The organism is Phocaeicola sartorii JCM 17136 = DSM 21941, from assembly GCF_054653615.1.
The window spans coordinates 311,409-330,645 of record NZ_BAAIFW010000006.1 but is presented as its reverse complement, the minus strand read 5'-3'; the positions used below and the strand labels follow the sequence as shown (position 1 = coordinate 330,645).

General features: G+C 41.6%; 17 protein-coding genes and 1 other RNA gene. 10 read left to right on the top strand and 8 right to left on the bottom strand.

Annotated features, from left to right (window positions below):
• Nucleotides 1-70: 70 nt before the first annotated feature.
• The gene (locus ACYQ0C_RS18375; protein WP_016277818.1) at nt 71-1,087 is read right to left on the bottom strand and encodes a threonine aldolase family protein; all 1,017 of its coding nucleotides are present in this window, start codon (nt 1,085-1,087) and stop codon (nt 71-73) included.
• Nucleotides 1,088-1,258: 171 nt separating this feature from the next.
• Between ACYQ0C_RS18375 and ACYQ0C_RS18370 the strand changes: the two genes are divergently transcribed.
• The 3 genes from ACYQ0C_RS18370 to ACYQ0C_RS18360 all read left to right on the top strand — a co-directional run bounded on the left by ACYQ0C_RS18370 (nt 1,259) and on the right by ACYQ0C_RS18360 (nt 6,728).
• A complete protein-coding gene (locus ACYQ0C_RS18370; protein ID WP_032942058.1) occupies nt 1,259-4,024 on the top strand; it encodes a TonB-dependent receptor in 2,766 nt (921 codons plus the stop codon).
• 36 nt (nt 4,025-4,060) lie between these two features.
• Nucleotides 4,061-5,638, top strand: coding sequence for a hypothetical protein (locus tag ACYQ0C_RS18365; protein ID WP_016277816.1), 1,578 nt, complete (start codon nt 4,061-4,063; stop codon nt 5,636-5,638).
• Between the two features lie 118 nt (nt 5,639-5,756).
• Nucleotides 5,757-6,728, top strand: coding sequence for a type I phosphomannose isomerase catalytic subunit (locus ACYQ0C_RS18360; RefSeq protein WP_016277815.1), 972 nt, complete (start codon nt 5,757-5,759; stop codon nt 6,726-6,728).
• A 90-nt stretch (nt 6,729-6,818) separates the two neighbouring features.
• Here ACYQ0C_RS18360 and ACYQ0C_RS18355 read toward each other — a convergent pair whose 3' ends face one another.
• Nucleotides 6,819-7,985 carry a lactonase family protein gene (locus ACYQ0C_RS18355; protein WP_016277814.1) on the bottom strand — a complete coding sequence of 389 codons (1,167 nt, stop codon included), beginning with the start codon at nt 7,983-7,985 and terminating at the stop codon, nt 6,819-6,821.
• Nucleotides 7,986-8,125: 140 nt separating this feature from the next.
• Here ACYQ0C_RS18355 and ssrA point away from each other — a divergent pair.
• Nucleotides 8,126-8,522: a transfer-messenger RNA gene (gene ssrA / locus ACYQ0C_RS18350) on the top strand.
• Between the two features lie 255 nt (nt 8,523-8,777).
• Here the strand turns inward: ssrA and ACYQ0C_RS18345 are convergent.
• Nucleotides 8,778-9,656 carry an Rpn family recombination-promoting nuclease/putative transposase gene (locus tag ACYQ0C_RS18345; protein ID WP_016277813.1) on the bottom strand — a complete coding sequence of 293 codons (879 nt, stop codon included), beginning with the start codon at nt 9,654-9,656 and terminating at the stop codon, nt 8,778-8,780.
• 988 nt (nt 9,657-10,644) lie between these two features.
• Here ACYQ0C_RS18345 and ACYQ0C_RS18340 point away from each other — a divergent pair.
• Nucleotides 10,645-10,812 carry a hypothetical protein gene (locus ACYQ0C_RS18340; RefSeq protein ID WP_016277810.1) on the top strand — a complete coding sequence of 56 codons (168 nt, stop codon included), beginning with the start codon at nt 10,645-10,647 and terminating at the stop codon, nt 10,810-10,812.
• Nucleotides 10,813-11,138: 326 nt separating this feature from the next.
• Here ACYQ0C_RS18340 and ACYQ0C_RS18335 read toward each other — a convergent pair whose 3' ends face one another.
• Genes ACYQ0C_RS18335 through ACYQ0C_RS18325 form a run of 3 tightly spaced genes read right to left on the bottom strand, consistent with a single transcriptional unit; the run spans nt 11,139 to nt 12,485 of the window.
• Nucleotides 11,139-11,528: a hypothetical protein gene (locus ACYQ0C_RS18335; RefSeq protein WP_016277809.1), complete on the bottom strand. Its 390-nt coding sequence runs from the start codon at nt 11,526-11,528 to the stop codon at nt 11,139-11,141.
• A gap of 44 nt (nt 11,529-11,572) precedes the next feature.
• Nucleotides 11,573-11,887 carry a WYL domain-containing protein gene (locus ACYQ0C_RS18330; RefSeq protein WP_016277808.1) on the bottom strand — a complete coding sequence of 105 codons (315 nt, stop codon included), beginning with the start codon at nt 11,885-11,887 and terminating at the stop codon, nt 11,573-11,575.
• A gap of 1 nt (nt 11,888) precedes the next feature.
• Nucleotides 11,889-12,485 (bottom strand): helix-turn-helix transcriptional regulator, encoded by a 597-nt coding sequence (locus tag ACYQ0C_RS18325; protein ID WP_016277807.1) that lies wholly within the window; start codon nt 12,483-12,485, stop codon nt 11,889-11,891.
• Nucleotides 12,486-12,623: 138 nt separating this feature from the next.
• On the opposite strand from ACYQ0C_RS18325, the gene ACYQ0C_RS18320 reads away from it, so the two are divergent.
• The 4 genes from ACYQ0C_RS18320 to ACYQ0C_RS18305 all read left to right on the top strand — a co-directional run bounded on the left by ACYQ0C_RS18320 (nt 12,624) and on the right by ACYQ0C_RS18305 (nt 14,695).
• On the top strand, nt 12,624-12,890 hold the full coding sequence (locus tag ACYQ0C_RS18320) for an HU family DNA-binding protein (RefSeq protein ID WP_016277806.1): 267 nt from the start codon (nt 12,624-12,626) through the stop codon (nt 12,888-12,890).
• Nucleotides 12,891-12,909: 19 nt separating this feature from the next.
• A complete protein-coding gene (locus tag ACYQ0C_RS18315; protein ID WP_016277805.1) occupies nt 12,910-13,782 on the top strand; it encodes an urea transporter in 873 nt (290 codons plus the stop codon).
• A 249-nt stretch (nt 13,783-14,031) separates the two neighbouring features.
• On the top strand, nt 14,032-14,325 hold the full coding sequence (locus ACYQ0C_RS18310) for a type II toxin-antitoxin system HigB family toxin (RefSeq protein WP_016277804.1): 294 nt from the start codon (nt 14,032-14,034) through the stop codon (nt 14,323-14,325).
• A gap of 4 nt (nt 14,326-14,329) precedes the next feature.
• The gene (locus tag ACYQ0C_RS18305; RefSeq protein ID WP_016277803.1) at nt 14,330-14,695 is read left to right on the top strand and encodes a helix-turn-helix domain-containing protein; all 366 of its coding nucleotides are present in this window, start codon (nt 14,330-14,332) and stop codon (nt 14,693-14,695) included.
• Nucleotides 14,696-14,913: 218 nt separating this feature from the next.
• Here the strand turns inward: ACYQ0C_RS18305 and ACYQ0C_RS18300 are convergent, their stop codons facing one another.
• Nucleotides 14,914-16,185, bottom strand: a complete 1,272-nt coding sequence (locus tag ACYQ0C_RS18300; RefSeq protein WP_371327432.1) for an alpha-L-fucosidase — start codon at nt 16,183-16,185, stop codon at nt 14,914-14,916.
• 269 nt (nt 16,186-16,454) lie between these two features.
• On the opposite strand from ACYQ0C_RS18300, the gene ACYQ0C_RS18295 reads away from it, so the two are divergent.
• The gene (locus tag ACYQ0C_RS18295) at nt 16,455-17,666 is read left to right on the top strand and encodes a GTP-binding protein (RefSeq protein WP_025076883.1); all 1,212 of its coding nucleotides are present in this window, start codon (nt 16,455-16,457) and stop codon (nt 17,664-17,666) included.
• 68 nt (nt 17,667-17,734) lie between these two features.
• Here ACYQ0C_RS18295 and ACYQ0C_RS18290 read toward each other — a convergent pair whose 3' ends face one another.
• Nucleotides 17,735-19,141, bottom strand: a complete 1,407-nt coding sequence (locus ACYQ0C_RS18290; protein WP_016277800.1) for a glycoside hydrolase family 28 protein — start codon at nt 19,139-19,141, stop codon at nt 17,735-17,737.
• Nucleotides 19,142-19,237 lie beyond the last annotated feature (96 nt).

The following is a 19,237-nucleotide window of genomic DNA, read 5'->3' as shown; positions in this document are numbered from 1 at the left end:
GCCCGGTAAATTCACCCGGAAATAGAAACAGGCAGGCTTGAAAGCCTGCCTTGATAGAATCGGGGGATAATTATAGTTTCTTTATGCAAGTTATCAGCTTGTCTACATCTTCTTCTGTGGTATCGAAAGAGGTAACGAGTCTCATTTCCCCTATGGCTTCGTTCCAGAAGTAGAAATGATAATGTTCTTGTAGTTTGTCTTCCTTCTCACGCGGCATGATAAAGAATAATTGGTTGCTTTCTACCGTTTGGGTGAATTTTATATCAGGCATTGTGGAAAGCTCCTTGTACAAACGTTGCGCCATTGCGTTGGCATGTTGTGCGCATGTCAGCCATAGGTTATCTGAAAGGAAGGCTGTGAATTGGCAAGAGATATAACGCATCTTGCTGGCCAGCTGGCAGGCTTGTTTTCGGGCATAACGCGCTTCCTTTACCAAATCCTGATCAAAAATCACGACACATTCGGCTCCCATCAGTCCATTCTTTGTTCCTCCCAAAGTCAGTGTGTCAACTCCGCAAGCTCCCGATATGTCATCAAGACTCATTCCCAATGCCGCTGCGGCATTAGAGATACGGGCACCGTCCATGTGTACCCGCAGCCCATGCTGATGGGCAAATTCTGTCAATGCGCATATTTCTTCCGGCTTATAAATTGTTCCTAATTCACTGCATTGGCTTAAGTAAATAGCTCCGGGCTGAGAATGGTGTTCTATACCAAAGTTCACCATAAAAGGTTTTAATAATTCCGGAGTCAGTTTTCCATCCGGGGTAGGAACCGTACGCATGAAACAGCCGGTCGCTTTGCTGGGGGCGCCACACTCGTCTACTGCAATGTGAGCGGTGTCGGCACAGAAGATAATATGGTAAGGACGGGTCATCATTTGCAGTGCCATGGTATTACTGCCGGTACCATTGAATACAAACAGTGCTTCACACGGACGTGCAAATTGTTCTTTTACTTTACGGGTGGCTTCTTCTGTCCAGGGATCATCTCCATAGCCAAGGGCATGTCCGTTATTGGCTTTTATCAGTGCTTCCATGATTTGTGGATGTACACTTGAGTTATTGTCAGATGCAAAACTTCTCATATTCTTTTTCTATTTTACAATTTGCTTGTAAAGGTAGGGGCTTTTTCTACAAAATGCAATGAAACCGTATTGAAATAAAGATGCAAAAGGAGTATCACGCAGGTGTATCATCCATGTAATACGGATCTCCGATCTTTGCCATCGGAAAAATAACAAGGTAAAGGTAAAAGTATGATGAAGATTCAGATGAAAGGCATGAGCCTTATGGTAATTCTCCTGATGTTGGCTTTGACAGTACAGGCGGCCGCTTTACGAGGAACTGTAACAGACAAAGCGACGAAAGAGCCGCTCATTGGTGCGGCAGTGCAATTAAGTGGTACAAGTACGGGGGCCATAACCGATATGGACGGTAATTTCGAACTTGCGGGATTAAGAAATGGAACGTATAAGCTTATTATATCTTATATATCTTATTGTACACAGACTGTTGAGGTTACAATAAACGGTCTGTTGGAAATGAAAGTAGAACTGGAACCGGACAATCAACTATTAGGAGAGGTTGTGGTGGTAGCGGATGCCAAAAAGAATACGGAGAACGCTATTATTGCTCAACAACGCACCAGTTTGGTTATGCAGACCGGAGTCTCGGCCCAGCAGATCACTAAGACACAGGACAAAGATGCTTCGGAAGTGATTCGCCGTGTACCGGGTATCAGTATAATTGAGGAGAAATTCGTGATGGTGCGTGGCCTTTCACAACGGTATAATAATGTATGGATTAACAATAGTGCCGTACCTAGTTCGGAAGCCGACGCGCGTGCTTTTTCTTTCGATATTATTCCATCGTCGCAATTGGACAATATGTTGGTGGTGAAATCGCCCGCACCGGAATATCCCGCTGATTTCAGTGGTGGCTTTATTTTGGTGAATACCAAAGATGTTCCTGGCAGCAATTTGTTTGCTGTTTCGGTTGGAGCGGGCTTGAATGACCGGACTCATTTTAAGGACTTCCGGTATAATAGGGGAAGCGGCACCGATTTTTTGGGTTTCGATCATGGTTTCCGTAGTTTGAAAGGTGGAATTAATGCGGTGCTTGATCCGATGAATAACGGTTATGATTTATTGAATAACGGGTTGAACAATGACTGGACAGTTAAAAGACGTAAGCCTATGGCAGACCTCAGCCTGAGTATGAATTTCAGCCGTCGCCGGGTAGGTAGTAACGGGAGTACTTTGGCTATGTTGGGAACTGTGAACTACAGCAATAGCTATAAGACTTATCTGGATATGGATAATAATTTGTTTGGTGCCTATGATACGACACACGACCGTTCTAATTATTTGCGCAAAAGTGTGGATGACCAATATAACCATCAGGTCCGTGCAGGAGCTATGCTGAATTTTACTTATGTGCCTGCCAGTGGTAACAGCCGCTATGAGTTCAAGAATATTTTTAATCAATTAGGGAAAGACCGCTATACTTACCGTAAGGGGACAGATGCGCAGAATGATTATGAAGAGAGCGCGGAATACTATTATCAGAGCCGTACCACTTACAATGGTCAATTTACAGGGAAACATACATTGGGTGAGGCCGACAAATTAGATTGGAGTGCCGGATATTCTTATGCCAATCGGAATATGCCGGACCGTCGTCGATATACTACTGTGCTCAATACGGAAACCAATCAGTTGGAAGTGGAGAACTTGAATGAGATTAATCGGGAATTTTCCCGGTTGGATGAACATATCCTGTCGGCTAATGTCAATTATCAGCATGATTTCTCTTTCGGAGATTTTACTCCTGTTCTGAAAGCCGGAGCTTACACGGAGTATCGTACTCGTGAATATAATACCCGTTTTTTTATCTATAGTTGGAAAAATGGATTGCCGGGCGCTTATAAGGTCATGAATGTTCCCAATGAATTATTGCAAGAGAAGAACTATGGAGAGAATGGACTTTATTTATTGGAACAAGTGGACTGGCGCAATAATTACGAAGGCAATAATCTTCTGAGTGCCGGTTATGCGGGGGTTAATCTGCCGTTGGGTAAATGGAATGTATATGCCGGAGTTCGTTTTGAACATAATGGCATGGAACTGGTCAGCCATACACAGAAAAACGAGAAAAGTCCCACGAGTGTGTTCTATACGTACAATGATTTCTTCCCGTCTGTGAATGCGGCTTATCGTCTGAATGACAAGCATCAGTTCCGTTTGTCTTATGGACGTACCGTGAATCGTCCGGAATTTCGTGAGGTCTCTTCTTCTGTATATTATGATTTTGACCTTGCCAGCAATGTACAAGGTAATTATAACCTGAAGCCTGCTTATATTGATAATTTGGATTTTGGCTATGAGCTTTATCCCAGCAGTGGAGAATTGGTCTCTGTCTCCCTTTTCTATAAAAGGTTTAAGAATCCCATTGAATGGACTTATACAGTATCTGGAGGTACGGATCTTGTCTATTCGTATATCAATGCCAAAGGAGCGGATAATTATGGGGTGGAAGTGGATATTCGCAAGAATTTGGATTTTATAGGTATGCGTCATTTTAGCCTTAGTCTGAACGGGGCCTTAATTAAAAGTAAGGTGAAATTTGAGCCGGGAGCCAAAGAGGAGGATCGTCCGATGCAAGGCCAGTCTCCCTATTTGATTAATGCCGGCCTTTTCTATCAACATGCCGGTAGCGGATGGAATGCTGCATTGCTTTATAACCGTATCGGTAAACGCATTATTGGTGTAGGCCGTAGTCTGGGAACCGCAGGCAATGAAGTCAGAGTGCCCGATTCTTATGAAATGCCCCGTAATGCAGTGGATTTAAGTGTCTCGAAAAAAATCGGTGATCTGGAAATAAAGGTTGCCATGCGAGACTTGTTGGCGGAGAGGGTTTCTTTCAAGCAATTTGAAGAAACCGCTCATGGGGAAGTGAAACAAATCACCCGCCAGTACAAACCGGGGCATAACTTCAATTTGAACATTAACTATACGTTTTAAAACAGAATGAATCTTTCATTATTAACTAATAAACAAATGAAAATGAGAACTAACAAGTTTATGATTTACGCATTCTCGGCAATGATGCTGGGGGGAGTGATTGCCTGCAGCAGTGATGATCCGGAAACTGATTCGGGAAACGGTAATGGCAACGGTGGAAATACCGGGACTCCTTATGTATGGGGAAGTGAGGGAGCTATTAAAACATGTGACCACTTGTTGTTTGATGATGATAAGACAGAGAATGTCAAAGGTGCCGTGATAGGAAACGGAGACCAGGAGTTTATTTTTAAAGGTACACGGACTTTGCCCAAAGGAACTTATCTGATGAAAGGATGGATTTATGTGGGGGCAGGGTCGGTACTGACCATCGAGCCGGGGACTGTCATCAAGGGGGATAAAGATACACAGGCTGCCTTGATTGTGGAACCGGGAGGCAAACTGATAGCCGAGGGTACTAAGGACGCTCCGATTGTCTTTACCTCTGAACAGCCTAAAGGCCAGCGTAAACCGGGAGATTGGGGAGGACTGATCATTTGTGGTAATGCCAGGAACAATCAGGGAGTGTTGAATCAGCAGATCGAGGGAGGTCCGCGTACTAAACACGGAGGAAATGATGATGCTGACAATTCAGGTACATTGAGATATGTGCGTGTGGAATTTGCTGGTTATCCTTTTCAGAAAGATAAGGAAATTAATGGCATAACTTTGGGATCTGTAGGTAGCGGGACTACCATTGACCATGTGCAGGTATCGTACTCCAATGATGACTCTTACGAATGGTTTGGAGGTAGTGTGAATTGTAAATATCTAGTGGCTTATAATGGATGGGACGATGAGTTTGATACGGATAATGGCTTCTCCGGCAAGGTGCAGTATTGTCTTTCAATCCGTGACCCGAGAATTGCGGATACTTCTCAGTCCAATGGCTTTGAATCGGATAATTGTGGAGATGCCTCACTGATAGAGCCTTATACGACAGCAGTATTTAGTAATGTCACTTTTATCGGGCCGTTGGGGCGTGATGCAAACTTCGCCAATAACGAGAGTTATATCACCGGCGGCAGCTTCAATCCTAATAATGGTTCGGCTTTAGGCAAGTTCCAGTCTGCCATGCAGATCCGACGTTCCAGCCGTTTGAATTGCTTTAATTCAGTAGCTGTGGGATATCCTGTCGGTTTGATCATTGATGGTGAGAAGGGCAATACAGTGGAGATGGCCAAGGCAGGGAACATGAAGTTGGAGAATATTTGGTTTGCAGGCATGACGGTGGCCGGTTCTGATGCCAACAAGGTATATGACGACGTGCTTTATGATGCTGTGAACAAGCAAATCATTGATGCTGGCCGGGAGTCTTACTCTTCTACTTTCTTCAAGGCTCAGAAAGGGAATAAAGTATTGGCCGATATCAATGAACTGAAATTCAAGGACGGACGTAAAATCGGTGTGAACTATATGCCGGATGCAGGTAGCCCTGTGCTGACTGCCGCTTCGTTCAGTGATGCATTATTGAGCACTGGCTTTGAGAAAGTGGAATATATCGGAGCGTTTGGAACAGACGATAACTGGTTGGATGGCTGGACAAACTTCGATCCTAATAATACAGACTACTAATACACCTTTGAATATACACACACATCGCTGTTGATTTTTTAAGGGGATTCTATGCGGTAAAGTCATAGAATTCCCTTATTTTTGTATCCGAACCTAGAAACTATTAATTAATACACCTATGTATCCATTTAAATTTAACCCCATTCTGAAATCCACCATTTGGGGTGGAGAAAAGATTATCCCGTTCAAGCATCTCAATATTGAACAGCCTCAGGTTGGCGAAAGCTGGGAGATCTCTAATGTTCCGGGCGACGAGTCTGTTGTTGCTAATGGAACCGAAGCCGGCAAGAATCTGAGTCAGTTGGTAAAAGAATATAAAGGATCTCTGGTAGGAGAAAGTAATTATCAGCGTTTTGGGGATAACTTCCCTTTGTTGATCAAATTCATTGATGCTTGTGACGACCTCTCTATACAGGTGCATCCGGATGACGAGCTGGCAAAGAAGCGTCATAATTCGATGGGCAAGACCGAAATGTGGTATGTTATTGACAATGCCGGAGGCAAAGCGCATCTTCGTTCGGGGCTGAGTAAAAAGATTACTCCCGATGAGTATGCCGCCATGATTGCTGATAATACGATTTGTGATGCATTGGCCGATTATGCCGTGCAACCGGGTGATGTGTTTTTCTTGCCTGCGGGACGCATTCATAGTATTGGAGCCGGATGCTTTATTGCTGAGATTCAGCAGACTTCGAATGTGACTTACCGGATTTATGATTTCAACCGTAAGGATAAGAATGGCAATACTCGTGAATTGCATACGGAATTGTCGAAAGATGCCATAGATTATTCTGTAGAAGAGGATTACCGTACTCATTATACTCCGAAACAGAATGAGTCTGTGGAGTTGGTTACCTGTCCGTATTTTACTACTTCTGTCTATGACTTGACTGAAAATATGACGATAGATTATAGTGAGCTGGACTCATTTGTAATTTATATTTGCATGGAAGGTTCTTGTACGGTAACTGATGGGGATGGTAACTCATTGGAATTGCAAGCCGGTGAATCTATCCTTTTTCCTGCCACGACAAAAGAAGTGAAAGTAACCGTGGAGGGGCATGCTAAGTTCTTGGAAACTTATGTATAAAGATCCGGTCTGTCTGATGTAAATAAACTGCTGCCTTCATCGGGTATTGAAGGCAGCAGTTTATTTTATTAAAGACGCTGTTTCTTGTGTTTAACAGATAAACTTCAGGCATACGGGCTTGTTGGTTTTTATTGTCTTGCCTGTGTCTTTCAGCAGTCCTGTCTGGGGATCTCTTTCAAATACCTGTATGGAGTTGCTGTCTCTGCAGGCCACCAGCAGGTAGCGTCCGTTCCGGCTGATGATAAAATTACGTGGGTGGATATCAGTCGGCTGATAACCTGTCTTGGTCAATGTCCCTTCTTCTTGATTTATGGCGAAGATAGCAATACCGTCTGCTTTTAAGCGGTTGGATGCATACAGAAATTTTCCATCGGGTGAAATGTGGATATCTCCGCTGCCCTTGGCCCCCACTGTGTCAGCTTCTATATATTGTATGGCGTTTAATTTTCCTTTGTCGTAAGAGAAAGCGATGACTTTTCCTGAGATTTCATTAATCAGATAAGCGAATTTTTGGTTCGGATGGAAACAAATGTGGCGTGGTCCTGATCCGGGTTCTACTTTTATATCAGATTCTCCGGATTCATTCAGCAAGGAATGGGACACACCATCAGTTACATGCTCACTAACAGGGAACACATGGATCCGGTCTGTTCCTAGATCAGTGGCAAGTAGATATTTATGATCAGGAGTGAACTCTACACAATGCAGATGCGGCTGTGTTTGTCTCTCTTTGTCAAGACTGCTTCCGGTAAAGGAGATAAGGCGTGTCCCGGAATTTAATTTGCCGTCTTTATCCAGTGGGAAGACGGTAATGCTACCTCCCATATAATTGGCTGTCAGGACAAATTTTCCCGACGGGCTGAGAGTAATATAACAGGGTGCGCCGCCATCAGTGAGCTGGGAATTGAGCAAGGTTAGCTTCTGCTGTTCTTTATCGAATTTGATGGCATTGGCGGTAGAGCTTTTTCCGGCATCCTCTCCTACCGCATATATTCTTTCTCCATCAGCCGACGGAATGAGGTAAGAGGGGTTGGATATTCCTTTTATCCCGCTGATATATTGGGAGTTTCCTGTTTGCTCATCAAAACTGTAGATTTTGATGCCTTCTTCATCCGGAGTTGCATAGCTGCCTACCAGCATATACATCCGGTTCATATTTTCTGCGGCTGCTGTCGGTTCTGTTTGTTGCTTGGGAGAGGATGTGCAGGCTCCCAGTATCATACTGCTCATACACAAGGTCATTAACTTTTTGTTCATATTGCCAGGTCTGTTAGGATTAGATAAATTATGTCCAAAGATACGTTGTTCTCATTAAAATGCGCTAAATAAGCGAATAAATAATTGGATATTAACAGAAGTGTGTGTACATTTGCAACCTCTTTATGAGATACCAGTACGGGGTTGACTGGATTTGACAGCGTGGCTAAGTGGTATGTAAGCATGCAGTGCGTGGTTGATTGGCACTATAATCCCAGTTTTCAAAATTTTATCTGGCAACGAAAATTATGCTCTTGCTGCTTAATCGAATCATAGTAGATTAGCTTTATTTCCGCCAAAGTGGTGGAAACGAGACATCACTCAAAAGCTCTTGTTCCGAAGCGTTTGATCAAGTGGTGCAGTAAAATCGGGAATAGTTAGAGATCCGCCTCGTGTCTCTTACGAAAATTTAGAGGATAAGGTATAAGTTGGTGGCTTCGGTCCTGCTTATACTCGAAAATTCAGGCGAAGATAAGCATGTAGAAAGCGTATGGCTTCCTCGTTTGGACGAGGGTTCGACTCCCTCCAGCTCCACGAATGGATTTGAAAACCGCTGATTTTCAGCGGTTTTTTCTTTTGTAAAATCAGATACTCCCCCTTTTACTCCCCCTGTCTTTTATATTCATTTAACCTGTTCCTGTTAAATACCATAAAAAATGAACTTATTTCTTGATTAGATTGGGACTTGATACTTTTATTATTATGTGTAGATTACTTGTTTCATAAACGAAAAGAGGAACCATACGTAATCCATTGTATAGTTCCTCCTAAATACTATGTAAAAAGTTTATATTATAGTTTTTCAATCTCTTCTTTAGACAATCCTGTAGCTCCAATAATTAATTCCATTGCGGTTCCTGATGACTTTAGATAACGGGCGACTTCGATAGCTTTCTTTCTTTCTCCTTCTTCAAGACCTTCCGCCCTTCCTTCTTCCCGTTCAGTATTGATATTATCACGAAGGATTACAATATTATCCAAGTGACGATAATAGGCAGCAAGTTCATCCTTGGTCATGCTATCCAGTTTCAACCTTTCACGAGCCTCCTCAAGACCGGGAGCTGTAGCTGTGGAAGGTATCTCTCCGGTGTTAAGATAATAGATCCATTCTTCCAGGGGACTTTTTGCTACCTGATTAAAACCGTTCACTTTCAGGATATAATATTCAGGATATAGCTGACTTACCGTATCCACCTTGAATGTCTGCTTCTGGAATGGAGTGAGTTCCAGGAGATCATTGGTGTGGATCCCCCTGAATTCCGTCTTTCCATGATAGACGAAGTCCTTGCCATGCCCTAGGGAGAAGTAGACTATATTGACACTATATACTTTACGGACCTTGTCATAACTTTCCCCTCTGTTGATATACTCAGTGACCAGTTTGGAAGTTCCGAACAACATACGCTGGAAGTAGGCATATTCATTATTGTTCTGCACCTCTATCAATACCAGCTCACCCTTGGAGTTCTCGGCAAGCATATCCACACGGTTATACTTGTCATATTCGTCCTCCAAGTTGCTCTCGCTCTCAAGAAGCCTCTGGATAATGATCCTCTCACCCAATAACGTGGTGAGCAGGCCTTCAAGCACACTGAAGTTGGCCTTGTTTCTGAGCAGACGTTTCATCGCCCAGTCAAAACGGATGATCTGGTTCTTATTGTTGCAGTTCATAATGGTCTGATATATGGGTTACTACAAAAATAGACAAAAAACTCAAGACCTCCAAAATAAAATGATAAAAGCACCATCTGTTGGTGAATTTCCTTTACTGTCCGGAATGATTTTTTGTCACATCCCGTTGCTGTTCCGGTATCAATTCCGTCATCTGTTGTAGCATACATTATATATGATATCTTTCAACCTTTCATACTCATATCCTTTTCTTTATATATTCGACAATGAAGCTCCCCGCGAGTACGGAGAAGATGATATTGACCGGCTGTCTCCAGTTCCATGGCAGATCCGTTGTGGTCGTAACCGAAAATATGATCATATAGATAATGATATATACCGGAAGCGATAATAAGATATGTATCCCAATGTCCTTTTTCATTTTTACAAGCTAAGGTTATTCATAATAAATGGTATATGATATTTCTCTGGTATGACATGCTTTCTTTCTGTATCGGCGTATTAAAAGTTTGTTCAAATATATCGGTATATAGGTGGGAAGAAGTCAAAAAATCACTATTTTTTGTCCATTTTTGACTAATCTGGTGCATTTGGGACTGTGTATTCTCCTTCTTAACACACAATATGGTACCGGATTCAAAAAACAACCAGACCTGTGTGGCAATATAAAAATTCCTTCTCTGATCACTCCAAAACCTTATATATGAGAAAAGCTTGAGGCATAAATATAGTATTTTAGTGTTTGCTTCAAGTATTATAATAAGAAACAATTTACCGGGTTATCTCCAATACCAGAAAATGATTGGATGATTAATTCGAGGGCTAGGAAACCGGAAGTAGTCATAGCAGCTTTAGTCTCTGTGTATGAAACCGGATGGAATAGCGGGAAGTCAAGTTGGAGATGGAGAATCACAACGACGGCTCTCTCATTTTTTCTTCCCCTTTCTTGAATCCTTCAAAGCCTTATATGTGAGAATGATATATAAGAGAATAGAAACGTAATAACAAACAATTAAAAATTAGAGAAATGGGAAATTTAGTAAAAGCATTGAAGATCGCCGCAAATGTAGCGGAGATCATCGTGGCAGGCTCTGTATTGATCGAGCTTGCCGAGAAGTATGGTGGCAGATTGGGAAAGAAAAAATCCACCACGGGTAAAGTCGAAGCTGTGGATGCGGCGGTGACTGAGAACTAACATAACGTCTTGAACAGTGGATTATGATAAGGGCCAGGACGTAATAATAACAATCCTTGAGGTTACTACATCAATACTCAAGGGAATTAAGAAGCTAAGAAGTTTATTTATAAAAGCAAAGAAATAAACCTCTTGGCTTTTTTTCGTTTACCGGATTATTAACAACTAAAAAATAAGAATAGTATGGAAACAATGACTAATGAACTTACTGTCATTCCAAGAACAATCGGAATGGTAACAAGAATGATGGATGCAGTTTAGCAAAAATGCTTCTTTTGTACGGGATGTTCTGAAATGATTCATTATTATATTTTGTATTAATCAATTTATTCTGTCATCAACTCTTCTGTGTCGTCTATCAGTGCATCATAGATTTCAGGCAGATAAGCGACTTCATCTTCCGGATCTTCAAGATATTCATCCAGATGTTCGTTGAAGGTGTCGTAATCGTTCAATTCCCTAGATTCTACATTCTGAGTTTTTCCAGCCACATCCTTATAAATCGTATTTCCATGTATGGCAGACGAACGTTGTAATCGAGAAGATTTGTGGGCAAAGTCACGTTGCGGTGGGGCAGCGTTTTCATTCAGACTTCTTTCCAGCATGTTTCTGTTTATGGCATCTTGATAAGTGTAATATCCAAAGATGATAAAGATACAAAGAGTACCTATGCCTTTCAGAAGATTACTTTTGTTCCAGTAAGAGTTATTGTTCATATTCTTTGGTTATTAGACAGTTGTGTTCAGGGAACGAATTGTTGTTATCTGTTTCTTTTCAGAGCCTCTTCATAGACAGTCTTCACCTGCTCCCTCAGATGTAGAGGCTTGATGATTGTCAGCGAGCGGCTTCTTGAAAGCAAGGCCATCACAAAATCATTGGTAATACGGAGATGTAGTTTAATTCGGAATTCTTTCTCATCATCTACAATGATCTCTTGGGAATGATGCAATGGAACAGATTTCAGGAAACTGCCATCCAAAGGGCTATAACTCAATTCGATCTCTTCTATAGGAATATTCGTCTGGTTCCAAATGCCATAACAATCTTTAAAAAGGCTGTTTATGTCTATGTCCATATTACGCTTGAATGTTTTTCCATACAATATCCTGAGGGTCAATAACACAGTCCACACTGAAAGTTTTCAATACGTTTTCTTCATAAGCAAGAAGATACCACCGGTATTGGTCTTCTTTCAAATAGTGTGGCAACACTTCTTTTTCACGCACCTTTCCATTCTCCCGGACATACATATATTTAAAGATTATGGGATGTGAGAATTTAATAGCCTTGATTAGAAGTGGTAGATATTCGTTATTTACCGGACGATGATGTTCTGCAACTACATAAGTATGAAGGTCTGAAGAGGTATCCAAAGCATTCAGTATATCAAAGTTGAGAAGGAGTCTTTCATATTGTTCTTTTTTCGTATCATCCTCCTCATTGATATAATATCCATTCCGTTTCTTGTCGAAACAGATGCGGATACCGAACATCTCTTCTATCGCATTAAAGTCCCGTTGCAATGTTCTGAGGTCCACAGGTATCCCACCACGTTCTTCCATGCGGTGTGTCACATAATTTTCCAGTTCTTCACGGGGGACATACCGTTGAAGTCCTTTCAGTTTATTGATGATAACCAGCATACGCTGTAATCTTTCCAACTTTTTCCCCATATAATTATGAATTTGATTTTATTATGGGCAAAGATATTGAAGGCAAGCGACAAAACATGTCGTTGAACAAATTTTATTCCGGTCCTCTTCTCTTTAATAAACTTTGGATATCTTTGCAACTCTAAAACAGATAAGATTATGACAAAAGCAGAAATTGTAAATGAGATCTCCCTGAAAACGGGAACAGACAGAAAAGAAGCACTTCAGATCGTGGAAGGATTCATGGATAGTGTTAAAAAGTCACTGGTAAATGGAGAAAATGTATACCTGCGAGGGTTCGATAGCTTCACATTGAAACACCGTGCTGAGAAGGTGGCCCGTAATATAACCAATAATACTACCATGATTGTTCCGGCCCATGATGTTCCCCACTTCAAACCGTCTAGAGATTTTACATTGGATTAAAATGCGGTAGATTCATAAAATGGCTTCACTATACAATTCATTACTGATTTTAGGTCGTGGAATAGGGCAAGTGATGTTCCAGAATAATGCACTATCCGGTCTGTTGATGCTGATTGGAATCTTCCTGAATTCATGGCAGATGGGAATATTGGCTTTGAGTGGTAATATAATAAGTACATTAACTGCTCATTTTTCAGGCTATGGACGTGACGATATAAAGAACGGATTGTATGGCTTTAACGGTACATTGGTGGGAATAGCAGTCGGAGTCTTCATGGAGCTGTCTTTAGGTTCCTTATTGCTGATGGTTGTGGCTGCATGTATTTCAACCTGGATAGCACGACTTCTCAATTTGCAACGTTCACTTCCCGGATTTACAGCACCTTTCATCCTTTCCGTATGGATGTTATTGGGGTTCTGTTCCTGGATTATGCCTGATATTTTGTTGGTTTCTGATACGGTAACTGATGCTACACAAGGAATCAATTACTTTCAGACCTTCAGTTTTGGTATCGGTCAGGTAATGTTTCAAGGGAATATCTGGACTGGTTTATTGTTTTTAATTGGTATTCTTATCAATTCACGAACTGCTGCTTTCTATACTGTAATTGGAGCACTTTTCCCTATTCCTTTGGCTATCTTGCTGGGGATAGATGCTGAAACGTTGAATATGGGATTGATGGGATATAACGGTGTATTGTGTGCCATTGCTTTAGGAGACAGAACCCTGAAAAGTCTTGTATGGGACTCATGTTCAGTCTTGCTTTCCACTCTCTTGCAGATTATAGGGATGAACTTGGAGATTACTACTCTGACCGCCCCTTTTGTCGTATCTGTATGGATCATAATGGGAATACAGAAATTGGTGAGTGTCAGAATAGAAAAGAGTTGATTCAGGTATTACGATTAATAATAGAATAAGGAGGCTGGATAATGAAGTTCTGTCTCCTTTTTTGTAATCAGCTTCTTAGCTAAAAAGATTATGAGGCTTATAACTTTGTAACAAGAGAAATAGAATAATTAGCGGTGATTTCTCGGAGTCTCCGCTATTTTTTCGCGCTTCAAATTATAAATATTAGAATATTATTTTGAATTATAGAATTATATTATATATCTTTGTCCTTGGATAATTGAGTAACCAATGAGAATATTTACCGAACAAGCATTAAAAGAATATGCAGAGAATCATCCTGATTCAAGGGTTGCTTTGCAAGAATGGACTACTATTGTGAAAAGAAGCAAATGGACTTGCTTTGCCGATATTAAGAAAACGTTTAATAGCGTTGATAATGTAGGTAATCAACGTTATGTTTTCAATATCAAAGGTAACAACTATCGCTTGGTAGTAGTGATTAAATTCACCATTCAGTTTGTGTATATTCGCTTTATTGGTACTCATAAGGAATATGATAAAATAGATTGCGCTAATATTTAGGATTATGACAAAGATAGAAAATCAAACCCAGTATGAATGGGCGGTGAAAAGAGTGGAGGAACTTCTTCCATTGGTGAAAGATGATACTCCTTTGAATGACCCAAACAGCATAGAATTAGAACTTCTGTCTAATTTAGTTGCCGATTATTCCGAAGAACATTTTTCTTTAGGAGAACCTTCACTTGTTGATGTTCTTAAGCTTCGTATGTATGAAATGGGGTTGAATCAGAAGTCACTTGCAAAATTAGTAGGTGTCAGCCCTTCGCGTCTCAGTGATTATATTTCCGGGAAGTGTGAACCAACTTTGAAAGTTGCGAGAGAAATAAGTCGGAAGTTGAATATTGATGCAAATATAGTATTGGGAGTATAAGGGAAGGAATAAACCTTTTTGTATGACACCTTTCATAACCTGGAAAATTATATTACTTTCTTCAACATCCAATACCTGTAGCCTTGCTTTAGAAGAGAAGTTGGAAGAATGGTCTGTAATTTCTGAACTGGTTAAATAATTTTATCTATATAAAAAAGAATGGAGATGTGCATTTTGACACACCTCCATTCTTTTTTTAGAACATGAATGTCACCTTATTATTTTATGTTTAATTCTATGACATAATCTATGTCATCAGGTACTTGCGGCAGTTTTATCAATATACCGTCTTTTTCCTGTTTGAAAGAAAGTGGAGTCTTGGAAATAAACTGCATTGCTTTCTTTACTTTTGCCTTCAGAGGTATATAAAGTGCGTCATCCTGCAAATTTAGTATATGGATGAACAAACGGTCACCTTTGCGGGTTGACACCCCCCATGTGTGAGGAGCTACATCACCACCACGGGTTCCATAAATCGTTTCTCCATATTGGGCCATCCATTCACCCACCTGTTTCAGATGCTCTACAGCTGTAGCGGGTAATTCTCCGTTGGGTTGAGGGCCGATATTCATGAGCAAATTCGCATTTTTTCCGGCTGCTTTAACCAGATAGTGTATCAATGCTTTGGGTGATTTGTAGTTTTGGTCTTCAATCTTGTATCCCCACATCCCGTTCATCGTTTCACAAGTTTCCAGAGGGAGTTCACTTACTCCTTGTCCGGCAGAAAAACCGGCTTTGTTTTCACCGGGCAGATCACGCTCGAACATTTGGAAATCTTCTCCTGCATAAGGAGTCCGGTGATGGTTGTTGCCTATTAGACAGGAGGGTTGCAACTTATGGATTAACGCATATTGTTCTTCCAGTTGCCAGTTGAAGTTGGCGGGTTGATCCCAAATACCGTCAAACCAGATGGCACCGACAGGACCGTAATTAGTCAGAAGCTCAGTCAGCTGTTTGTTCATAAACTCGTAGTAGCTTTTCCAGTTCCCATGCCCTTTGGGACGTCCGGTCCCATGTCCGGTGTTTCCTTCCGGATAGTCATCGCGAAACCAGTCTAGATGTGAATAATAAAAATGGAGCTTGATGCCCTGCTTCTGACATTCTTCTGCCAGTTCTTTCAGAATGTCCCGTTTGAAAGGAGTGGCATCTACGATATTATAATCGGATTCTTTTGTATCAAACATGGAGAAACTGTCATGGTGGCGGCTGGTGATACAGATATATCTGGCACCGGAGGCCTTGATGGCAGATACCCATTCGGCGGCATTGAAACGTGAAGGATAGAATCCGGATGCCAGTTTGGCATATTCATCACGGTTGATGTTGTGGGTGTTCATATACCATTCTCCTTGAGCGGTCATGCTGTAAATGCCCCAATGAAGGAATATGCCGAACTTGTTGTCTTGGAATTCCTGCCGTGCTTTTATGTTTTCAGGAGTCGGTGTATAAATTTGACCGGAGGTTTGTGCGAAGGCTGAAGTTCCCGCCATCAATAACAAGGCTGCGCCTAGTCTGATTTTTTTTGCTAATTTGCTTTTCATCGTTATTCTAAATTTATTTTGTGCAATATAGTTATACTCTTGGGATATTTAAAGCATTTTCTGGAAAATGTTGTAATACGAACTGAAATCGTTAAAAAATAGATTCTGACCGGATGATATGTGAAGGGTTCTCTTTATTTATAAGGTATAAAAAGATGTTTTCTATTGTTTGGAAATCAATCATTCTATACCTTTGTCTCATTAATATTGAATTTTATATGAAAGTAAAAGAAATTCCTATACTGCTTTTGACCGGTTATCTGGGCAGTGGAAAAACGACATTGGTGAACCATATTCTTTCTAATAAACGTGGGGTTAAGTTTGCGGTTATTGTCAATGATATCGGTGAGGTGAACATTGACGCCGATCTTATACAGAAAGAGGGAATTGTAGGGAAGAAAGATGAAAGCCTGGTGGCACTTCAGAATGGTTGCATCTGTTGCACCTTGAAAATGGATTTGGTGGAGCAGATAGATGATATCATGAAGTTGGACCGTTTTGATTACATCGTGATTGAGGCGAGTGGCATTTGTGAACCGGCTCCCATCGCACAGACCATTTGTTCTATTCCGGGTATGGGTGGAATGCATGGAGGATGTCACCTGGATTGCATTGTGACTGTGGTAGATGCCTTGCGTTTGCAAAGTGAGTTTTCTTGCGGCAATGACTTGACCCGTAAAGGGATTGATGAAGAGGATATTGAAAATCTGATTATCCAGCAGATTGAATTTTGCAATGTTATACTGTTGAATAAGGCTTCGGAAGTGGAACGTGACGAATTGGAACGTATCAAGCAGATTGTCCGTACACTGCAACCGGCAGCTGAAATCATAGAATGTGATTATGCCGATGTGGATTTGGACAAGATAATCCATACTGGAAAATTTGACTTTGAACGTACCGCCACCTCTGCCGGTTGGATACGCGGGATAGAGAGCCCCCTTACGGAAGAGCAGAAAACAGAAGCGGAGGAACATGCGCACCATCACCATCATCATCACGATGAGGAGCATGGGGAACACGCACACCATCACCATCATCATCATGAAGATGGTGAGGTAGAAGAATATGGTATCAGTACTTTTGTATATTATCGTCGTCCGGCTTTTGATATCCATAAATTCGACCGTTTTGTATCAACCCGGTGGAGCCGTAATATCATTCGTGCGAAAGGAGTCTGTTATTTCAGCAATAATCGTGACATGTCTTTCCTTTTCGAGCAGGCCGGAGTGCAGAAAAAACTGAAGGAAGCCGGTTTGTGGTATGCCACGGCACCTGAGGAGGAGCTGATAGAGGCCATGCGCCAGGAACCTGGCTTGTTGCGGGATTGGGATGATAAATATGGCGACCGTATGCAGAAAATAGTTTTTATCGGGCAGCATCTTGATAAGGAACTGCTGATGCGTGAACTTGATGAGTGTCTGGAATAGATTCTCATAAGGGGATATAATCTTTGGTATGATGGAGCCATCCATTATACCAAAGATTTCTCAGTCTCTTATTTTTTTACCTTTTTCCCATTGATATACAGTTCCTTCAGAACTACATCTTTAGCTCCAGTAATTAAATTCCCCTTTTTCTCTACATTATTGAAACGGCTGTTTGTAACATGGATGTCTTCAATGTTGACACGGTCGTCATATCCGGTGATCAGGACTCCGTATTTACTCTTTTCACTGGTGACATTATCCAGATATACGTGGCGCACTACGGGCGGGAAACTTCTGTCACATTTCTCACGGTTCTCATATTGCAGGTTGATTTTCAAAACGGCTTCGCGGCATTCGCCTACTTCTACATTACGCACATAAATATTTTCAATGATACCACCGCGGCAGTTGTTGGTTTTGATGCGGATGACACGTTCCAGGTTCGGACTGTCCATTTTGCAGTTCTCAACAAACAGATTCTTGTATCCTCCCGAGATCTCACTGCCTACGACCACACCGCCGTGCCCGTCTTTCATCTCACAATTGCGTACAATGATATTTTCACTGGGCACGTTCCATTTTCGCCCGTCCGCATTCCGTCCGCTCTTGATGGCGATGCAGTCGTCTCCTGTATCGAATATACAGTTCTCAATCAATACATTCTTGCTTGATTCCGGATCACAGCCATCGCTATTGGGACCGTGGCTGGATACTTTGACTCCACGCACTGTCAGGCTTTCACAAAATAAGGGATGGATAACCCAAAATGGCGAGTTTTTCAACGTCACATTTTCTATTAAAATGGTGTTACAGCGATAAAGATTGATAAGCTGGGGACGTAAGCCGTCTTCAAAAGTCATCTGCCTTTTATCTATCGGAGCAAATGTTTCGGCATACATCAACAGTTTGTCCCTGCCACCGTTTCTTTGGGCTGTCATACCTTCTTTCCAGCCATAATGCGGAGCACCGCACATACTCCACCAGTTATCGTTACTAGCCTGCCCGTCGATAATGCCTTTGCCGGTAATGGCTATATTGCTTTCGCCATACGCATAAATCAGCGGATGCAGATTATAGCAGTCCACTCCTTCCCAACGGGTGAGTACGGTTGGAGTATATAGATACTTTTCTGAAGAAAATTTCAGATGGGCACCTTCTTCCAGGTGCAGATTCACGTTACTTTTCAGTGTGATGGGACCTGTCAGAAATTCTCCGGCCGGAATCCATACGGTTCCTCCTCCTGCCTGACTGCATGTGAGGATAGCCAGATTGATCGCTTCATGGCAGAATACTTCACCATTGTCTCCTTCTTTGGCTCCGAAATCTTTAATGTTGTACACACGGTAGGGGAAAGATGTTTTTTTGATCTGTTTCTCTATCTTCTCACTTTCTTTCCAGATTTCCTGTGGTATTTGTGCATGGATCACAGAAAAGCACGCACATATACAACACATGCTAACTAACTTTCTTATCATATTCTTTATGTTTATAAATTAATAAATCAACCGGCATGAAAAACTAATAAATCTGATAGCTTCTCTCTACGTATGAATTACGGTAGGAATATGCGC